Annotated in this window: 15 protein-coding genes; all 15 read left to right on the top strand. The window is 32.1% G+C overall.

All coding sequences use genetic code 11. From position 1 onward, the window contains the following. Positions 1-23: 23 nt before the first annotated feature. The 15 genes from Q0U74_RS02150 to Q0U74_RS02080 all read left to right on the top strand — a co-directional run bounded on the left by Q0U74_RS02150 (position 24) and on the right by Q0U74_RS02080 (position 16,806). On the top strand, positions 24-695 hold the full coding sequence (locus Q0U74_RS02150) for a response regulator transcription factor (RefSeq protein WP_288166412.1): 672 nt from the start codon (positions 24-26) through the stop codon (positions 693-695). Beyond that, a complete protein-coding gene (locus Q0U74_RS02145; RefSeq protein ID WP_297392465.1) occupies positions 679-2,115 on the top strand; it encodes a cell wall metabolism sensor histidine kinase WalK in 1,437 nt (478 codons plus the stop codon). Before Q0U74_RS02150 ends, Q0U74_RS02145 begins: the two co-directional genes overlap by 17 nt. A gap of 392 nt (positions 2,116-2,507) precedes the next feature. Next, positions 2,508-2,936, top strand: a complete 429-nt coding sequence (gene mraZ / locus Q0U74_RS02140) for a division/cell wall cluster transcriptional repressor MraZ (RefSeq protein WP_297392464.1) — start codon at positions 2,508-2,510, stop codon at positions 2,934-2,936. Beyond that, positions 2,936-3,874, top strand: a complete 939-nt coding sequence (gene rsmH / locus Q0U74_RS02135) for a 16S rRNA (cytosine(1402)-N(4))-methyltransferase RsmH (protein WP_297392463.1) — start codon at positions 2,936-2,938, stop codon at positions 3,872-3,874. The genes mraZ and rsmH overlap by 1 nt, the downstream gene beginning before the upstream one ends. A 1-nt stretch (position 3,875) precedes the next feature. Continuing rightward, positions 3,876-4,283 (top strand): septum formation initiator family protein, encoded by a 408-nt coding sequence (locus tag Q0U74_RS02130; RefSeq protein ID WP_297392462.1) that lies wholly within the window; start codon positions 3,876-3,878, stop codon positions 4,281-4,283. Between the two features lie 10 nt (positions 4,284-4,293). Beyond that, entirely contained in the window at positions 4,294-6,756 is a 2,463-nt protein-coding gene (locus Q0U74_RS02125) for a penicillin-binding transpeptidase domain-containing protein (protein ID WP_297392461.1), read from the top strand. Positions 6,757-6,768: 12 nt separating this feature from the next. Next, complete coding sequence (gene mraY, locus Q0U74_RS02120) at positions 6,769-7,719, top strand: phospho-N-acetylmuramoyl-pentapeptide-transferase (RefSeq protein ID WP_297392460.1); 951 nt, start codon at positions 6,769-6,771, stop codon at positions 7,717-7,719. Between the two features lie 9 nt (positions 7,720-7,728). Further along, complete coding sequence (murD, locus tag Q0U74_RS02115) at positions 7,729-9,048, top strand: UDP-N-acetylmuramoyl-L-alanine--D-glutamate ligase (RefSeq protein WP_297392459.1); 1,320 nt, start codon at positions 7,729-7,731, stop codon at positions 9,046-9,048. Next, positions 9,049-10,161: an FtsW/RodA/SpoVE family cell cycle protein gene (locus Q0U74_RS02110; RefSeq protein ID WP_297392458.1), complete on the top strand. Its 1,113-nt coding sequence runs from the start codon at positions 9,049-9,051 to the stop codon at positions 10,159-10,161. Then, entirely contained in the window at positions 10,158-11,237 is a 1,080-nt protein-coding gene (gene murG, locus Q0U74_RS02105) for an undecaprenyldiphospho-muramoylpentapeptide beta-N-acetylglucosaminyltransferase (RefSeq protein WP_297392457.1), read from the top strand. Before Q0U74_RS02110 ends, murG begins: the two co-directional genes overlap by 4 nt. A 4-nt stretch (positions 11,238-11,241) precedes the next feature. Then, positions 11,242-12,096, top strand: coding sequence for a cell division protein FtsQ/DivIB (locus tag Q0U74_RS02100; RefSeq protein WP_297392456.1), 855 nt, complete (start codon positions 11,242-11,244; stop codon positions 12,094-12,096). A gap of 117 nt (positions 12,097-12,213) precedes the next feature. Then, the gene (gene ftsZ / locus Q0U74_RS02095; RefSeq protein WP_297392455.1) at positions 12,214-13,305 is read left to right on the top strand and encodes a cell division protein FtsZ; all 1,092 of its coding nucleotides are present in this window, start codon (positions 12,214-12,216) and stop codon (positions 13,303-13,305) included. Positions 13,306-13,655: 350 nt separating this feature from the next. Then, positions 13,656-14,906, top strand: a complete 1,251-nt coding sequence (gene gltS / locus Q0U74_RS02090) for a sodium/glutamate symporter (RefSeq protein WP_297392454.1) — start codon at positions 13,656-13,658, stop codon at positions 14,904-14,906. 138 nt (positions 14,907-15,044) lie between these two features. Then, complete coding sequence (gene nrdR, locus Q0U74_RS02085) at positions 15,045-15,503, top strand: transcriptional regulator NrdR (RefSeq protein ID WP_297392453.1); 459 nt, start codon at positions 15,045-15,047, stop codon at positions 15,501-15,503. A gap of 1 nt (position 15,504) precedes the next feature. Beyond that, a complete protein-coding gene (locus Q0U74_RS02080; protein ID WP_297392452.1) occupies positions 15,505-16,806 on the top strand; it encodes a replication-associated recombination protein A in 1,302 nt (433 codons plus the stop codon). The last annotated feature ends 58 nt before the right edge of the window (positions 16,807-16,864 follow it).

The following is a 16,864-nucleotide window of genomic DNA, read 5'->3' as shown; positions in this document are numbered from 1 at the left end:
ATTATAATAAAGCAGGTGATTAAATGTTTAAAATATTAGTTGTTGATGATGAAAAGAGCATAAGAGAAGTTATTAGAACTTATGCTGAATTTGAAGGTCATGAAGTTGTCGAGGCTAGAGATGGCCTTGAAGCAATAGATAAAGTTCGCGAAGAAGATTTTGATGTAATAGTCATGGATATTATGATGCCAAAGCTTGACGGATTTTCTTCTTACAAGGAAATAAAAAAGATTAAGGATATTCCAGTTTTAATGCTTTCAGCTAGAGGAGAAGAGTACGACAAATTATTTGGCTTTGAAATTGGAATTGATGATTATGTCACTAAGCCCTTTTCTCCAAAGGAGCTTATGGCTAGGTTAAATGTAATTGTAAATAGAAATAATAAAGTTGAAGAAAATAATACAATGGAATTTGAAGGTCTAAAAATAGATTTAGACGGAAGAGTTGTCTTTGTTGACGACGAAATTGTGGAGCTTACTCCTAAGGAATACGACCTTTTAGTCTACATGGTGAAAAATAAAAACATAGCCCTTTCAAGGGACAAGCTTTTAAATCAAGTTTGGGGTTATGATTTTTATGGCGAAGATAGAACAGTTGACACTCACATAAAAATGCTAAGAAATTCAATTAAAGAATACAGAAAATTTATTATTACTGTAAGAGGAGTGGGATATAAATTTGATACAAGAAATTAAAGAAATAAGAAGAGTGAAAATTGATAAAAACAGCATCCTATTTAAGTTGTGGAAGTATTTTGTCTTTTTTGCTGGACTAATTTTAATTTCTATTTGGCTTTTTCAAACAGTTTTTTTGTCAAGCTTTTACGAAACAATGAAAATTCGTGAAGTCACAAAGGTTGGCAACGAATTAAGAAGTGATTACAATTCCGAGGATTTTGAGACAAAACTTTCCAATTACGCCAACACAAAGGGTCTTGAGATAAAAGTTCTTGACGAAAAGGGAGCTTGGGTCTTTCCTCTAAGGTTATTTGACGAATTTGTTGAAAGGCCGAGAATGATTTGGGAAAATTTTGACAAATTTTTTGGATCATTAAAAAGGGACAACAGGACTTATAAAATTTATACAGTTAGGTATGAAAACTTAAAGGACCCATCAATTATTTATGCAGGCTACCTTGGAAACACTGATGGAGAAGATTATTATCTCTACATAAATTCAGTTTTAAAGCCGGTGGACGCAACAGTTGATGTAATAAGAAGAATTTTAATAATTATTTCTTTCTTGGCTCTTATTTTTGCATCTATCACTGCATATTTTGTTTCAAGAAGACTTTCAAGACCCCTTGTTAGGATGTCAAACACTGCCAAAGAACTTGCCAAGGGAGATTATAAGGTTCAGTTTAGGAAGGGTGAATACACAGAAATCGATGACCTTTCCAACACTCTTAACTATGCAAAAAATGAACTTACAAAGACAATTGAAATGAGAAAGGACTTAGTGGCAAATGTAAGTCACGATTTAAAGACTCCACTTACTGTTATAAAATCCTATGGCGAAATGATTAGGGACATATCTGGTCCAAATGAAGCTTTGAGGAACAAACACCTTGAGACAATTATCAGTGAGGCTGACAATTTAACTGCCTTAGTAAATGATTTGCTGGATCTTTCAAAAATTGAATCTAATCTTGAAGAGATTAAAAAGGAAGAATTTGACTTAGAGGATTCTGTCCATGAAGTCTTAGATAGGTTTAAAATCAATAAAAATTATTCTGACTACAGTTTTGAAATTGATTCACAAGGCGATACGAGAATTTTAGGCGACAGGTCAAAAATAAATCAAGTCATTTATAACTTAATCAACAATGCCATAAATTATTCGCCAGTAAATAAGGAAATCAAGTTAGTAATTAGAGGCGATGAAGAAAAAACTGAATTTCACTGCATCGACAGGGGAATAGGCATCGAGGAAGAGGACATCAAGGGCATTTGGGAGAGATTTTACAGGGTGAGAAACAACCACACGAGGCCAGAGATTGGAACAGGTCTTGGCTTATATATTGTTAAGACCATAATGGAACTTCACGGCTACGAATATGGCGTTCACTCAAAAATAAAAGAAGGCTCAGACTTTTATTTTATTGGAAGTAAATAGTAATAAAAATAAATAAATTTTTTTAATCGACTAGAGATAGTCGATTTTTTTATGCTCATTTTTATAATTATTTTTACGAAAAAAAAGGAGAATTTTTTTAAAAATATTTTTAAAAAATATTTTTGTGATTATTTTATTTTCTAATTATAAAAAGTTAATCATAAAAATTTTTTTATTTTTAAATTATTAAATTCTAAAAATTTTTTAAAGCAGAAGAAAAATGTTTTCAAAAGAAAACAATTTTCTATTCAAAATAAAAAATAATGCCGTTGGTCCTAATTTTTAAAAACTAATTAAAAGAGTAGTAAATGGCGACTTTATGTAGTAAAATTAACTTAAGTGGAGCGAAGTGGAATAAAAATACATATAAATGGAATAAAGTGGAGAATAAAATGTTAATAGGCGAATTTAGACACAATCTTGACCCAAAGGGCAGAATTACAATTCCATCAAAATTTAGAGATGACCTTTCTGTATTTGTAATGACGAAGGGTTTAGACGACTGTCTATTTTTATATCCAAAGGACCAATGGGAGAAGATTGAAAACAAATTAAAAGAGCTCCCAATGACTAATAAAGCTGTTCGTTCCTTTGTGAGAACATTTTTTTCTGGCGCAGTAGATTGCGTATTAGACAAGCAGGGAAGAGTTCTTATAGCAGAAAACCTAAGAGATTATGCAAATCTTGATGATAAATGCGTAATAATAGGACTTTCCAATCGTGCAGAAGTTTGGTCTGAAGAAAATTGGAATAAATACAATGAAGAAGAAGCCCTTTCTTATGAAGAGCTTGCTGAAAAGATGTCGGAGTTGGGAATATAATGGATTTTTCACATAAAAGTGTCCTTTTAAATGAAACAATTGAAGGATTAAATGTTAGAAAGGGAAAAATTTATCTCGACGGCACTCTTGGTGGAGCAGGTCACAGTTACGAAATTCTAAAAAAACTTGATGGAAGGGGACTTTTAATTGGCATAGACCAAGACGAAGAGGCACTTAATGCTGCAAGAGAAAGACTTTCTGAATTTAAAAACGTAGAATATTTTAATTTAAATTACATAGACTTTGAAAAAGCACTAGATGAGCTTGGAATAGAAAAGATTGACGGAGTCCTACTTGATATAGGCGTTTCATCCTATCAATTTGACAATCCAGAAAGAGGGTTTTCTTATAGGTTTGATGCACCACTTGATATGAGAATGGATAAGAGTCTAGAAATTTCTGCCAAAGATATTGTAAATACATATAGTGAAGATAAAATCACAGAAATTATTAAGGAATACGGCGAAGAAAAATGGGCTTCAAGAATTTCTAAATTTATTGTTCAAGAGAGAAAAAATAAAAAAATAGATACAACTTTTGAGCTTGTTGAAATAATAAAAAATGCTATTCCTGCTGGAGCAAGAAGAAATGGTCCTCATCCTGCCAAGAGAACTTTTCAAGCTTTAAGGATTGAAGTAAATAAGGAACTTGATGTTCTTAAGAATTCAATTGATAAATTTGTTCACAGATTAAATCCTGGCGGACGAATTGCAATTATTACTTTCCATTCTCTTGAAGATAGAATTGTAAAAAATTCCTTTAAATATTTGGAAAAGGACTGTATATGTCCACCTACTTCTCCAATATGCACCTGCAATAAGAAGAGGGAAATAAAAATTATCACGAGAAAACCAATTACTGCAAGTGAAGAGGAATTAAAAGAAAATAATAGATCACACTCAGCAAAACTGCGAATTGCCGAAAAATTAGAGGTGTAAAATGGTAAAAAGATTAACTAAAATTTCAAATAAAAGTTATAATAGATATAAGAATCAACTTTTAAAAAATAAGCCTTTTATTTTTACTTTGGCAATTGTTATAATAATATTTGCTGCGATTTTGATTTTGTATTCACAAATAGCAGGACTTGATAGAGAAATTTTAAAGCAAAAGGCTGAAATTGATGAATTAAATAAAACTAAGATAACTCTTGTAGGTGAGATAAAAGCTGTAAAATCTTCAGCACAAATTGCTGAAGAAGCTATGTATAAACTTGGCATGGTCTATCCTTCTGAAGACCAAATAGTTTATATTGATTCTGGGGAAGAGAAAAACCTTGGAGATATTAATTACAATGTTTTCTTGAGTCCAATTGTCTCAGTCCTCAGATCCTTTACAAGAGATTAGGAGGATATAATTGAAAAATAATAAATTTAAAGCTAGAGATAATAAAAAGAAAGGTGGGTTTATAAGGCACGCTGACCATGCCAACAGATTCACATTTATATTTTTTATCTTTCTAGCTTTTTTATTTGTAACACTAATAGCTAAACTTTTGTACATACAAATTGTCCAATCAGAAGAATTAACTATTGCTGCCTTAAACCAACTTACTAGGACTGAAGTAATAAATTCTAATCGTGGAATAATTTATGATAGAAACAACAAAGAGATGGCTGTAAACATTACTAAATGCAATGTTTTTTACAACATGGATTATTTTAAACAAGGCAGAGAAGAAAGTGATAAGGACTTTAAAGATAGAAAAGAAAAAATTTATGATGAAGATGCAGAGACTATATCTGATATAACTGGCATAGAATTTGATGAAATAAGAGACCTTATGAAGGGCGACAAGGTTGTAAGAGTTGCAACTAATATTGACAGGACAAAGGCTATGCAGTTAAAGGACATGAGAGCAGAAATCTTAAAAGGAAATCAAGGGAAAAAAAAGAATTTAAAATATAACTTGTTGCCAATTTCTATTGATGATGTGACAAGAAGACTCTATCCCTTTAACAACCTTGCCTCTTACATTATTGGTTTTACAAATGATGAGAATATTGGGCAATATGGAATAGAAGCAAGTTACGATGAAGAACTTGCTGGAATTTCAGGCAAAAATGTTTCCTTAAAGGACAATGCACAAAATAAAATTCCTTTAACTGATGAGGAAACTTATGCGCCCAAGGAAGGTTACTCTGTAGTTTTGTCCATAGATTCAAATATTCAACAGTTTGCAGAAACGGCTGCAGAAAATGCAAAAAAAGAGAACAATGCAGATAAGGTATCAGTAATAGTACAAGATACAATGACTGGTGAAATTTTGGCAATGACAACTAAGGATGACTACAATCTAAATGATCCAAGAGCTCCCATTAACGAAAAGCAGGAGAAGGAGTGGAAAAATTTAGATGAGGATGAGAAGATGGAAATCCTATATGACAACTGGAGAGACTTCAATGTAAATGATCAGTATGAGCCAGGTTCTACCTTTAAACTTATAACTGCAGCAGCTGCTATTGAAGAAAATACTTCTCAACCTGATTCACAATATTCTTGCCAAGGCAGCATGAAGGTAGGGGACAGAAGACTATCCTGTACAAGTCATACTAGAGGAATGAAAAGTCTTGCCAAGGCAATAGAAGAGTCCTGTAACATGACTATGATTCAAGTTGGTCAAAATTTAGGAGCAGAGAAATTTTTAAAATACATTAAAGCCTTTGGCTTTGGAAGAAAAACTGGCATAGAACTTTATGGTGAGTCCGTAGGTCTTATACCAGCATCTGCTGATGACATAGGAAAGGTAAAGCTTGCCACAATGTCATATGGACACTCAATTGCAGTTTCTCCACTTCAACTAATAAATGCAGTAAGTGCAATTTCCAATGGTGGATTTTTAAATAAACCAACACTGGTAAAAGAATTAGTTGATGCCAATGGAAATGTTATTGAAAAGAAGAGAACTGAACTTAGAAGAAGGGTAATTTCTGAAGAAACTTCTGAAAAGATGAAATACATGATGAAAAGAGTTGTAGATAATGGAACAGGAAAACTTGCTCAAGTTCCTGGTTATCAAATAGGCGGTAAGTCTGGTACTGCAAATATTGCCACAACTACTGGCTATTTAGATGCCTACAATTCATCCTTTGTCGCTGTTGCACCACTTAATGACCCAAGGCTAACTGTACTTGTAGTTATAAATAATCCTAAGGGCGGAATACTTGGTAGTGTTGTTGCAGCACCAGTTGTTCAAGAAATTTTAAGCAAATCTTTAAATTACATGAAAATTCAAAAAACTGAGGAAGTTGATGAAAAGGAAGACTTTGTAACAGTTCCCGATGTGGAAGGATTGCTCTTAGAAGATGCAGGAAAGATTTTACTCAAATCTGGACTTAGATTTGATACCAATGCTAAGGGAGTGGAAAATTATTCTGTTGTCTTAAATCAAAATCCATCACCAGCTTCTTATGTATTAAAAGACTCCATAGTGGATCTTGCTATTAATGATAAGGACAGCGGTATTTTAGTAATGCCTGATCTATCGAGAAAGACTAGAAAAGAAGCTATATCTATTTTAAATTCTATGAATATAGAGTATAATATCAGAGGAAATGGCGACTTTATATCACAAAGCCCTAGAGCTGGCAAAAAAATAAGTGGCGATGCTACTATTACTATTAATTACACAAAATTAAAGGATGAAGATCTTCTGGATGAAGAAAATTCTAAAGCTAATAACAACATCGAAACAAACAATAAAAATTTAAAGGAAGAAAGCTCTAGTAAAAAGAAAAAATCTTTAAAGAATAATAAAGATACAAAGAATAAATCAAATAATAATGAAAATTCAAATGAAGGAAAAAGAAAAAAGGACTAGGACGGAAGTAATATGAATTATATATTAAATGTATTGTTGGGATTAATTTTCTCACTAATTTTTGGAAGAATTTTTATTCCCATGTTAAAAAGATTGCACGCAGGTCAAAGTATAAGAGAAGATGGACCTCAAAGCCACATGAAAAAAAGCGGCACGCCAACTATTGGTGGACTTATATTTTTAGCTTCTGCAATAGTTACTACTTTAGTCACTGGAAACTTTAAGGTATCTGTCCTAATGATACTTTTCTCCACACTTGCCTTTGGAGCAGTGGGCTTCATTGACGATTATATAAAGGTTGTTAAGAAGAGAAATCTTGGTCTTCGCGCCTATCAAAAACTTCTTTTGCAAATTATTACTGCTGTAATCTTAATAATTTATCAATATAATTCTAAAAATATGGGGACAGACCTATACATTCCTTTCTTAAAAGATTACAAATCTATTGGGATTTTTTATGTTCCCTTTATAATTTTTGTAATTGTAGGCACTGTAAATTCAGTTAACTTAACTGATGGTTTAGATGGACTTTCTACCAGTGTTACAATTATTTGTCTATTATTTTTTAATGTAGTTGCTGTAAAGTTTCAAAGATACGAAATAGCAGCATTCTCATTGGCACTTGCAGGTGCCTTAATTGGATTTTTGGTCTTCAACAAATATCCAGCCAAAGTATTTATGGGAGACACGGGTTCTCTGGCACTTGGTGGAGCAATTTCTGCCATTGCCCTTCTTTTAAATGTGCCCTTAATTCTTCCTATAGCAGGCGGAATATATTTTATAGAGACTCTCTCAGTAATTATCCAAGTTGTAAGCTTTAAAACTAGAGGAAAGAGGGTATTTCTAATGTCACCACTTCATCATCATTTTGAGCAAAAGGGTTGGCATGAGAAAAAAATTGTGGCAGTATTTTCCTTAGTTGAACTTATACTTTGTATAATTTCATATTTAATTTTATTTTAGGTGATAGAAATGTTAGAAAACAAAAATATTCTTATAATGGGTTTTGGCGTAACTGGAAAGGCAACTTTAAAATTTTTAAAGGAATTTCCTTGCAAAATTTATATTTACGACAGCAATTTAGATCTTCAAAAGTTAAATGTTGATGAAGATTTTATAATTTTTAAGGAAGAAGATTTAGATAAAATTGATTTAATAGTAAAAAGTCCAGGAATTTATCCCTTCCATGAACTTTTAGTAAAGGCTAGAGAAAAAAATATAGAAGTTATTTCTGATATTGAGCTTAGCTACAGAAATTTAAAAACAAACAATGTAGTTGCTGTAACTGGTACAAATGGAAAAACAACAACTACTACAATTATTGGCGATATTTTAAGAAGAAAGTCAAAAACCTTTGTTGTTGGCAATATTGGTAGGGGGATCTTAGAAATAACTGAAGATGCAAAAAGTGATGACTATGTAGTCATTGAAGCTTCATCCTTCCAATTGGAGCACACAAAATTATTTAAACCACATATTGCACTTTTAACTTATGTAACAAGTGACCACCTAGATTGGCACAAGACTACTCAAAATTATGTTGATGCAAAATTTAAAATTTTTGCAAATCAAGATGAAGATGACTTTGCAATTTTAAATTACGAAAATAAAGAACTTGCTGAAAATTACAATTTAAAGGGCAAAAAATATTATTTTTCAATGCACAAGATTTCTGAAAGAGGAGCCTTCCTTGATAAGGGAAAAATTTATTTTAATGACGGCGAAAAGGCAGAAGAAATTTTAGATGTTAAGGAAATAAAAATTCCTGGAGATCACAACATTAAAAATATTATGGCTGCCATTATTGCAAGTAAACTTTTAAATATTGATACTGATACTATAAGAAAGAGCATAATATCCTTTACAGGCGTTGAACACAGAATTGAATTTGTAAGAGAATTAGATGGAGTAAAATACTATAATGACTCTAAGGGAACTAATCCAGATTCAACTGAAGTTGCAGTTGCAGCCATGGATGGTCCTGCAATCCTTATAGCAGGTGGCTATGATAAAGGCGCAAGCTTTGATGATTTAATTGAAAAATCTAAAAATAAATTGAAGACTGTAATTTTATTTGGCGAAACTGCAGAAAAAATTTCAAATTCTTGCAAAAAATCTAAGGTTGAGTTTTATATTGTAAAGGATTTAAATAAAGCAGTAGAACTTGCAAAGAAGTTATCTTCTAGTGGAGATGATGTACTTCTATCTCCAGCTTGTGCATCCTGGGATATGTACAGTGATTATGAAGTGAGAGGAAGACACTTTAAAGATTTAGTTAGAGAGTTGGTATAGATGAAACTAAAAAGGGATATGAAAGATGTGGATTTAATGCTTTTAGTGACTATGATACTTTTAGTAATAATAGGACTAATTGCAGTAACTTCAGCATCTTTTCCCACTGCAAAAAAATACAATTTAAATAGTTTTCACTATCTAATTAGGCAGGGAGTATTTCTCATCCTGGGAATTATTGCCATGGTATTTGTAATTAGAGTTCCAAGATCTGTAATTTATAAAAATATTACTTGGCTATTTATATTAAGTGTTATATTAGTTTTATTACTTTGGACTCCACTGGGTTCAGACAAAAATGGACAAGCTAGGTGGATTGACCTTAAAGTTATCCCTTTAAAGTTTCAACCTTCAGACCTACTTAAATTAACTTCAATTATATTTTTGTCAAAATATCTTTCAAAAAATATTTACACACTTAAGGAAGCTAGAACTTTTATCACTGCAGTTGTTATAATGGGTGTATCAGTAGGCCCAATTATGATCAAGGACTTTTCTACTGCAGTAGTAATTGGAGTGTCCCTATTTGCCATCCTATTAGCTGCCGGAATAGACAAGAAGCAGTTTTTGTTTCTGGCGGTCTTGGGTATTATCTTTATATATTTAATTTTAAAGGACCCAGAAAATGAATTTAGAATAAAGAGAATTTTAGGTTTTGTATCTGATTCAACAGATTATCAGTCCCGAGACTTATACCAAGCTAGACAATCACTTTATGCCTTTGCTCTTGGAGGATATTCAGGCGTTGGGCTTTTTAGGTCCCGTCAAAAATACACTAACCTTCCTGAAGCATACACTGACTTTATTTTTTCAGTTTTGGCAGAAGAATTTGGTTTTATTGGAACTTTTATAATTATCTTACTTTTTATAATTTACATTTATAGAGGTTATATGATTGCCTTTAAGGCAACAAATTATTTTGACAAATTAACGGCAATTGGCATGACAACCTACATTGGCATACAGGCATTTTTCAACATGGGCGTATGTGCAAAACTCCTTCCTGTTACGGGAATTACGCTGCCCTTTATATCCTATGGGGGAACTGCACTGGTAATGGCAATTGCATCTACGGCAATTTTACTTAAAATTTCGAAAGAAGGCACTATATGAAATATATTTTATCTGGTGGCGGAACTGGAGGGCACATTTATCCTGCCCTTGCCATTGGAGAAGAAATAAAAAAACAAGACAAAGAGGCAAAAATTTTATATGTTGGCAAAAAAAATTCCCTAGAGGAAGAACTTGCAAAGAAATATAATTTTGATTTTCAAGGGATTGATATTTCAGGACTTCCTAGGAAAAAATTAAATAAGGATACTGTTATAACTTTTTACAATTTGATGAAGGGTTTGAAACAGTGCACAAAAATATTAAATGATTTTAAGCCAGATATTGTAATTGGAACTGGGGGCTATGTATGTGCTCCAATTGTCTTTAAGGCACAACAAAAAAAGATTAAGACGGCAATCCAAGAACAAAATGCTTATCCAGGAAAGACTAATAAAATTTTGGCAAAAAAGGCAGACTATGTCTTTATAAATTTTATGGAAGCTAAAAAATATTTAAATAACGAAAACATTACTTTTACAGGAAATCCAATTAGAGATGTTTTTTCTCATCTTGACAGAAAAAAATCAAGAGATGAATTAAAGATAGGTGACGATGAAAAATTTGTATTTTCCTTTGGCGGCAGTGGTGGACAAGAATCCACTAATGATGCAATTTTAGAAATTTTAAATAAAAAGGAAAAACTTCCCTTTAAGCTTACTCATGTAACTGGAAGAGACCACTATGATTACTTTATGGAAAAACTTGGTGAAGTTCCTGAAGGTGTAGAAATTTTAGATTACACCCATAAAGTTTATGATTATCTCTCTAGTGCAGACCTTGTAATCGCATCTTCATCAGCCATGACCTTGGCAGAGATTTCTGCAATTGGTATAGCATCAATTCTAATACCAAAGGCATACACTGCAGGAAATCATCAATACTACAATGCCATGAGCTATAGTAATATGGGTGCAAGTTCAGTTATTGAAGAAGAAAATCTAAAGGGAGAAAGTCTATTAAAGGCAATAGAAAAAATATTAGATAACGATGAGGAAAGAAAATTAATGGCAGAAAATGCCAAGAAGTTGGCAAGTCCAGATGCCGTTAAAAAAATAGTTGATATAATTTTAAAGTGATTTTATGAAAAAGTTGGAAAAGAAAAAAAGAAAACTGAATAAGAAAAGAAAATATTTTAGAATTTTTATTAGGTTTTTTATATTTTTTTCCTTCATTTTTTTATTAATTTTTGCACTAAAAAATTCTAATCTATTTAAAATAAAAAATGTTACAATTGATGGAAATAAAAATGTATCCAGTGCAGCAATAAAAAAAGTTTCAGGTCTTAATAGGGGGGGCAAGTATTTTGTCATTTCAAAAAAGGATAGGCTAAAAAAAATAAAGTCCATTCCTTACATAAATGATGCCAAAATATCCTATAGCATCACTGGAAATGTGAAAGTAAGTGTTACTGAGAGAACGCCCTACTATCAAATTGAGTCCAATGATTATCTAATTGTAGATGAGGATTTTAGAATTATAAAAAATTCCAAGAAAAAATCTGACAATTTGGTTAATTTATCAGGCTTTAATGTAGATGACTCCAAGGCTGGAAATTATATTTTGACTAACAAAGAAGATGAAGAGAAGAGGGATCTTCTCCTTGAATTAAAAAAAGATGAATATTCTCTTCGTGGAAACATAAGAGATATTGAACTTTTAGACTCAATAGCTACCTTTACCACAGTTGGTGGAATAAAAATTGAGTTTGGATCCTATAGCAATACTTCCTACAAGTTAAAGATGTTATCCTTAATTTTAGATGACATAAAGAAAACTAACAAAAATGCCATTATTATTCAAATGGAAAAGGGTGAAAGCCCAATTTTAATAACAGATGGCGAAGAAAAAAAGGATAAAAACAATAATAAAAACAAAAAAGATGATAATAATTCTGAAAATAAGGAAAAAAGTTATAAGGAAAATGAAAAAAATTAGTAAAAAGGCAAATAAAAGTCAGCAAATGACCTTTATATATTGACTATTTACAAGTATTTCTATAAAATAATAGTAATGAATATAAAAACAATCAAATAGTATATGAGGAGGATGTTTATGTTGGAATTCGATATGGACCAAGACGAATTTGCCAAAATTAAAGTAGTTGGCGTTGGTGGCGGCGGAAATAATGCTGTCAATAGAATGATTAGCGCTGGTGTAAAGGGTGTAGAATTTTTAGTATTTAACACTGACAAGCAAGCACTTAAAAATTCACTTGCAGAAAATAAAATTCAACTTGGTGAAAAAATTACTAAGGGTCTTGGAGCAGGTGCAAATCCTGAAGTAGGAGAACAAGCAGCAGAAGAATCAATTGATGAAATTAGAGAATCTCTTGAAGGTGCCGATATGGTATTTATCACTGCAGGAATGGGTGGAGGTACTGGTACTGGTGCAGCTCCTGTTATTGCTGATGTTGCTAAAGAATTAGGTCTACTTACAGTTGGCGTTGTTACAAAACCATTTACATTTGAAGGTAGAAAAAGAGCAAAATCTGCCGAATTAGGAATAAATTCTCTAAAGGGAAAAGTTGATACTCTAGTTATAATTCCAAATGACAGACTTCTAAGTATTTCAGACAAGAAGACTAGCTTCTCACAAGCTTTTGAAATGGCAGACGACATTTTAAAACAAGGTATTCAAGGTATTTCAGATTTAATTTCTGTACCAAACTTAATTAACCTTGACTTTGCCGATGTTAAGACAATTATGTATGATAAGGGCATTGCTCACATGGGTATTGGTCGTGCATCAGGTGATGAAAGAGCTACAGAAGCAGCTAAACTTGCAATTAATTCTCCTCTACTAGAAACTTCTATTGAAGGAGCAAAATCTGTTCTATTAAATATCACTGCAGGCTCAGATCTTGGTATATTTGAAGTTAATGAAGCAGCAGATTTAATTAGAGACTGTGTATCTGAAGATGCAAATATTATCTTCGGTGCAGGAATTGACGAATCACTTAAGGATGAAGTTAAGATCACAGTTATCGCAACTGAATTTGATCAATACAAAGACGAAAAGAAAGATAAAAAAGAAAGTAAAACAGAAGTTACAGGTAAAAGTCCCCTTGCATCTCTTGAAGAAGACAATGAAGAAGATAATGGAGAACTTAAAATCCCTTCTTTCTTAAGAATAAATAGAAAATAATTTTGTAATTTCATAATATAACTAATTGGACATTGGAAACAATGTCCTTTTTTAATTTAAACCTTTAAAAGTTTACAGTGATGATTGTAAGAAAATCGTTTTTATAAAATTTTTTAAAAAATAAAAGATAAATTTTATTGAAAACTTTAATATAGGAAGATAAATATTTTATTAATTTATAAGGGTAAATTACTTACTTATTGATACTTATAATAATACTTTTTTCTTTAAACTCTAAAATTTTAAAGAAAAAGTTAGACAAGTAGTAAAAGTTTTCTCAAGTACTTTTTATTTAAAGAATTTTTGTTATAATAAAGTCTGCGATTAAAAAAAGGAGGTAGTTATAAACTATGAACATTTCATTTAATTTAATGCAAACGGTAGGATTTGCAATAATAGTTTATTACATAGGGAAGTTTTTAAGACAAAAGATTAGTTTCTTTCAAAAGTTTTGTGTGCCAGCACCAGTAATTGGCGGATTTTTATTTGCAATAATAAGATTTTTATTACAAGTTGGTGGCATAGCAACTTTTGAATTTGATCAAGCTCTACAAAACCCATTTATGATGGTATTCTTTACAGCAATAGGTGTTGGGGCAGACCTTGACACTTTGAAAAAGGGTGGAAAGGGATTCTTAATTTTCTGGTTAATATCAGCAATTTTAGTTTTAGGACAAAATACAATTGGTATTGTACTTGCTAAGGCTCTTTCAGAAAACCCATTACTTGGACTAGTATGTGGTTCAGTTACAATGGTAGGTGGACATGGTTCAGCAGGTGCTTGGGGAGGTACTTTTGCTAAGCTAGGTTTAGATAATGCAAAGACTTTTGCTCTTGCAGCTGCAACATTTGGAGTAATTATGGGCTCTTTAATTGGTGGACCTATAGGTTCAACACTAATAAGAAAACATAATCTTTCTGGTGACAAAAAGGACGCATCAAATCTTGACGATGTGCTAGAACATCTTGAAGAAAACAATGCAGGAGAAGGCTATGAAAGAGTTGTTCCACTTCAAGCAGGAGACTTTATAAAAGTTCTTGGTTTAATTTTTGTATCTGTAGGCTTAGGAGCAATACTACAAGAATTTATTAGAACTCATGTATCAATTATGGGAAAAGAATTAAACTTACCTGCTTATGTAACTTCAATGATTATTGCAGGTATTTTCGTAAACACTATTGGTAAAAAGGGTCCTTTAATGGTTAACCAAAGAGCCAATTCAATTTGCGGCGATGTTGGACTAAATGTATTCTTAGTAATGGCATTAATTGACATCAACTTACTTGACTTAAAAGATGTTGCAGGACACATGCTCATAATTTTATTTGCACAAACTATATTTATGGCACTATTTGCTTACTTTGTAACTTATTGGGCTATGGGTAAAAATTATGACGCAGCAGTACTTTCTGGTGGTATTTGTGGTTTTGGTATGGGTGCAACTTATAACGCCCTTGCTAACATGGACTCAATCACTGAAAGATTTGGTCCATCACCAAGAGCATACTTCATTCTTCCAATGGTAGGTGCCTTTGCAATTGATATTACAAATTCAATTTTTATCACAATATTCTTAAATATTGCACAAAGTATTTCATAAAATATTTTTAAAGACCGAGCACCTTGTGTTCGGTTTTTTTATTGCTCAGCTTATCTATGATTAATTGATTAAAAGATTTTTAAGTGATATTATTAATTCAAAGGGTCCAAGGGACCTTATTTAAATGAGGTGAAGACTATGAAATGTCCCTTCTGTGGATATGATGATTCGAAAGTTTTAGACACTAGACCTACTGATGAAGGTTATACAATAAGAAGAAGGCGTGAGTGTTTAAAATGTCAAAAAAGATTTACAACTTATGAAAAAATTGAGCAATCTCCAGTTATGGTTATAAAAAAAGATGGCAACAGGCAAGCCTTTGACCGCGACAAAATCATTAGAGGAATGATAAAGTCCTGCGAGAAGAGACCTGTGTCTGCTGATGAGATTGAAGAAGCAGTTAATAACATTGAAAAGAAAATAGAAAACTCCATGAGAAGAGAAATAACTTCTCTTGAAATTGGGGAAATGGTAATGGACGAGTTAAAGGACTTAGATGAAGTTTCCTATGTTAGATTTGCATCAGTTTATAGGGAATTTAAAGACCTTCAATCCTTTGTAGACGAGCTTGAAAATTTTGTAAAAAAGAAGAATTAAAATGGATTTATTCGAACTTAGCATGCAAAAAAACCTAATGAGAGAGGCGCCTCTTGCCGACAAGATGAGGCCGAGAAATTTAGATGAATTTGTTGGTCAAGATCATGTAATTGGTGAGGGTAAATACCTGTCAAGGCTAATAAAGAGCGACAGACTTTCTTCTATTTTATTTTATGGACCGCCTGGAGTTGGCAAGACAACTTTGGCAGAAATAATTGCAAAGACTACAAATAAAAATTTTATAAAACTTTCTGCTGTCACTTCAAACTTAAAAGAGCTTCGTGAAGTTTTAAAAAAAGCTGAAGACTCAATGAAGTTTCACAATGTCTCTACCATTGTTTTTATTGACGAAATTCATAGGTTTAACAAGACTCAACAAGATGCCCTTTTGCCCTTTGTGGAAAGGGGAGTCATAACTTTAATTGGAGCCACAACAGAAAATCCCTACTTTGAAGTCAATAGGGCCCTCTTATCTAGGATGCAAATTATAAATTTACTTCCACTTGAGGATAAGGACCTATACAAAATGCTTGATAGGGCATTAAGTGACAAGGAAAGAGGCTTTGGAAATAAAAGTGTTGAAATTACAGAACTTGCCAAAAAAATTCTAGTAAAAAATTCCAATGGAGATGGCAGATTTTTATTAAATAGTTTAGAAATTGCAATTTTATCTACTGACGAAGTTGATGGAAAAATTTTTGTAGACGAAAATGTAATTGGAAATTCACTTTTGATTAAAAATATAAAGTATGACAAGGATAATAACGAGCATTATGACACAATCTCTGCCTTTATAAAGTCTATGAGAGGGTCTGATCCCGATGCAGCCTTAATTTATCTTGCCAAGATGCTAGAAGGCGGAGAGGACATAAAGTTTATAGCAAGAAGGCTTATGATTTTTGCATCAGAAGATGTAGGAAACGCAAATCCTCAGGCAATGGTCATGGCATCAGCTTGTTTTAACAGCATTAATGCAGTTGGAATGCCTGAAGCGAGAATTATTTTGGCACAAATGGTAACTTACCTTGCATCTTCAGAAAAATCAAATGCATCCTACCTTGGAATAAATAAGGCTCTGGAAGATGTAAAAAATGAAAATAATATAAATATACCAAAGAACATTAGGGATAAGCATAACCCGCAAAATGAAACTGATGAAAAATATTTATATCCCCACAATTATGAAGGCTCTTATGTAGATCAAAAGTACATGCCAGATAATTTTCTTGGCAAAAAATATTATGAGCCAAAGGATATTGGTTACGAAAAAATTATTAAGACCTACCTTGACACTTTGAAGTGAGTAAAATTGACAAATGTGGGATTTAATTATATACTTAAACATTATGTAAGGAATACAA

The sequence above is a fragment of the uncultured Peptoniphilus sp. genome, from assembly GCF_946998875.1.
GTDB lineage: Bacteria > Bacillota > Clostridia > Tissierellales > Peptoniphilaceae > Peptoniphilus_A.
The sequence above is the reverse complement of the archived record's forward strand: the minus strand, read 5'-3'. Positions and strand labels throughout refer to the sequence as shown.

Bases quoted from the DNA above. Each gene is read 5' to 3' on its own strand.
- Q0U74_RS02150 (WP_288166412.1), top strand. From the start codon at position 24: ATGTTTAAAATATTAGTTGTTGATGATGAAAAGAGCATAAGAGAAGTT.
- mraZ (WP_297392464.1), top strand. From the start codon at position 2,508: ATGTTAATAGGCGAATTTAGACACAATCTTGACCCAAAGGGCAGAATT.
- rsmH (WP_297392463.1), top strand. From the start codon at position 2,936: ATGGATTTTTCACATAAAAGTGTCCTTTTAAATGAAACAATTGAAGGA.
- Q0U74_RS02130 (WP_297392462.1), top strand. From the start codon at position 3,876: ATGGTAAAAAGATTAACTAAAATTTCAAATAAAAGTTATAATAGATAT.
- mraY (WP_297392460.1), top strand. From the start codon at position 6,769: ATGAATTATATATTAAATGTATTGTTGGGATTAATTTTCTCACTAATT.
- murD (WP_297392459.1), top strand. From the start codon at position 7,729: ATGTTAGAAAACAAAAATATTCTTATAATGGGTTTTGGCGTAACTGGA.
- Q0U74_RS02110 (WP_297392458.1), top strand. From the start codon at position 9,049: ATGAAACTAAAAAGGGATATGAAAGATGTGGATTTAATGCTTTTAGTG.
- murG (WP_297392457.1), top strand. From the start codon at position 10,158: ATGAAATATATTTTATCTGGTGGCGGAACTGGAGGGCACATTTATCCT.
- Q0U74_RS02100 (WP_297392456.1), top strand. From the start codon at position 11,242: ATGAAAAAGTTGGAAAAGAAAAAAAGAAAACTGAATAAGAAAAGAAAA.
- ftsZ (WP_297392455.1), top strand. From the start codon at position 12,214: ATGTTGGAATTCGATATGGACCAAGACGAATTTGCCAAAATTAAAGTA.
- gltS (WP_297392454.1), top strand. From the start codon at position 13,656: ATGAACATTTCATTTAATTTAATGCAAACGGTAGGATTTGCAATAATA.
- nrdR (WP_297392453.1), top strand. From the start codon at position 15,045: ATGAAATGTCCCTTCTGTGGATATGATGATTCGAAAGTTTTAGACACT.
- Q0U74_RS02080 (WP_297392452.1), top strand. From the start codon at position 15,505: ATGGATTTATTCGAACTTAGCATGCAAAAAAACCTAATGAGAGAGGCG.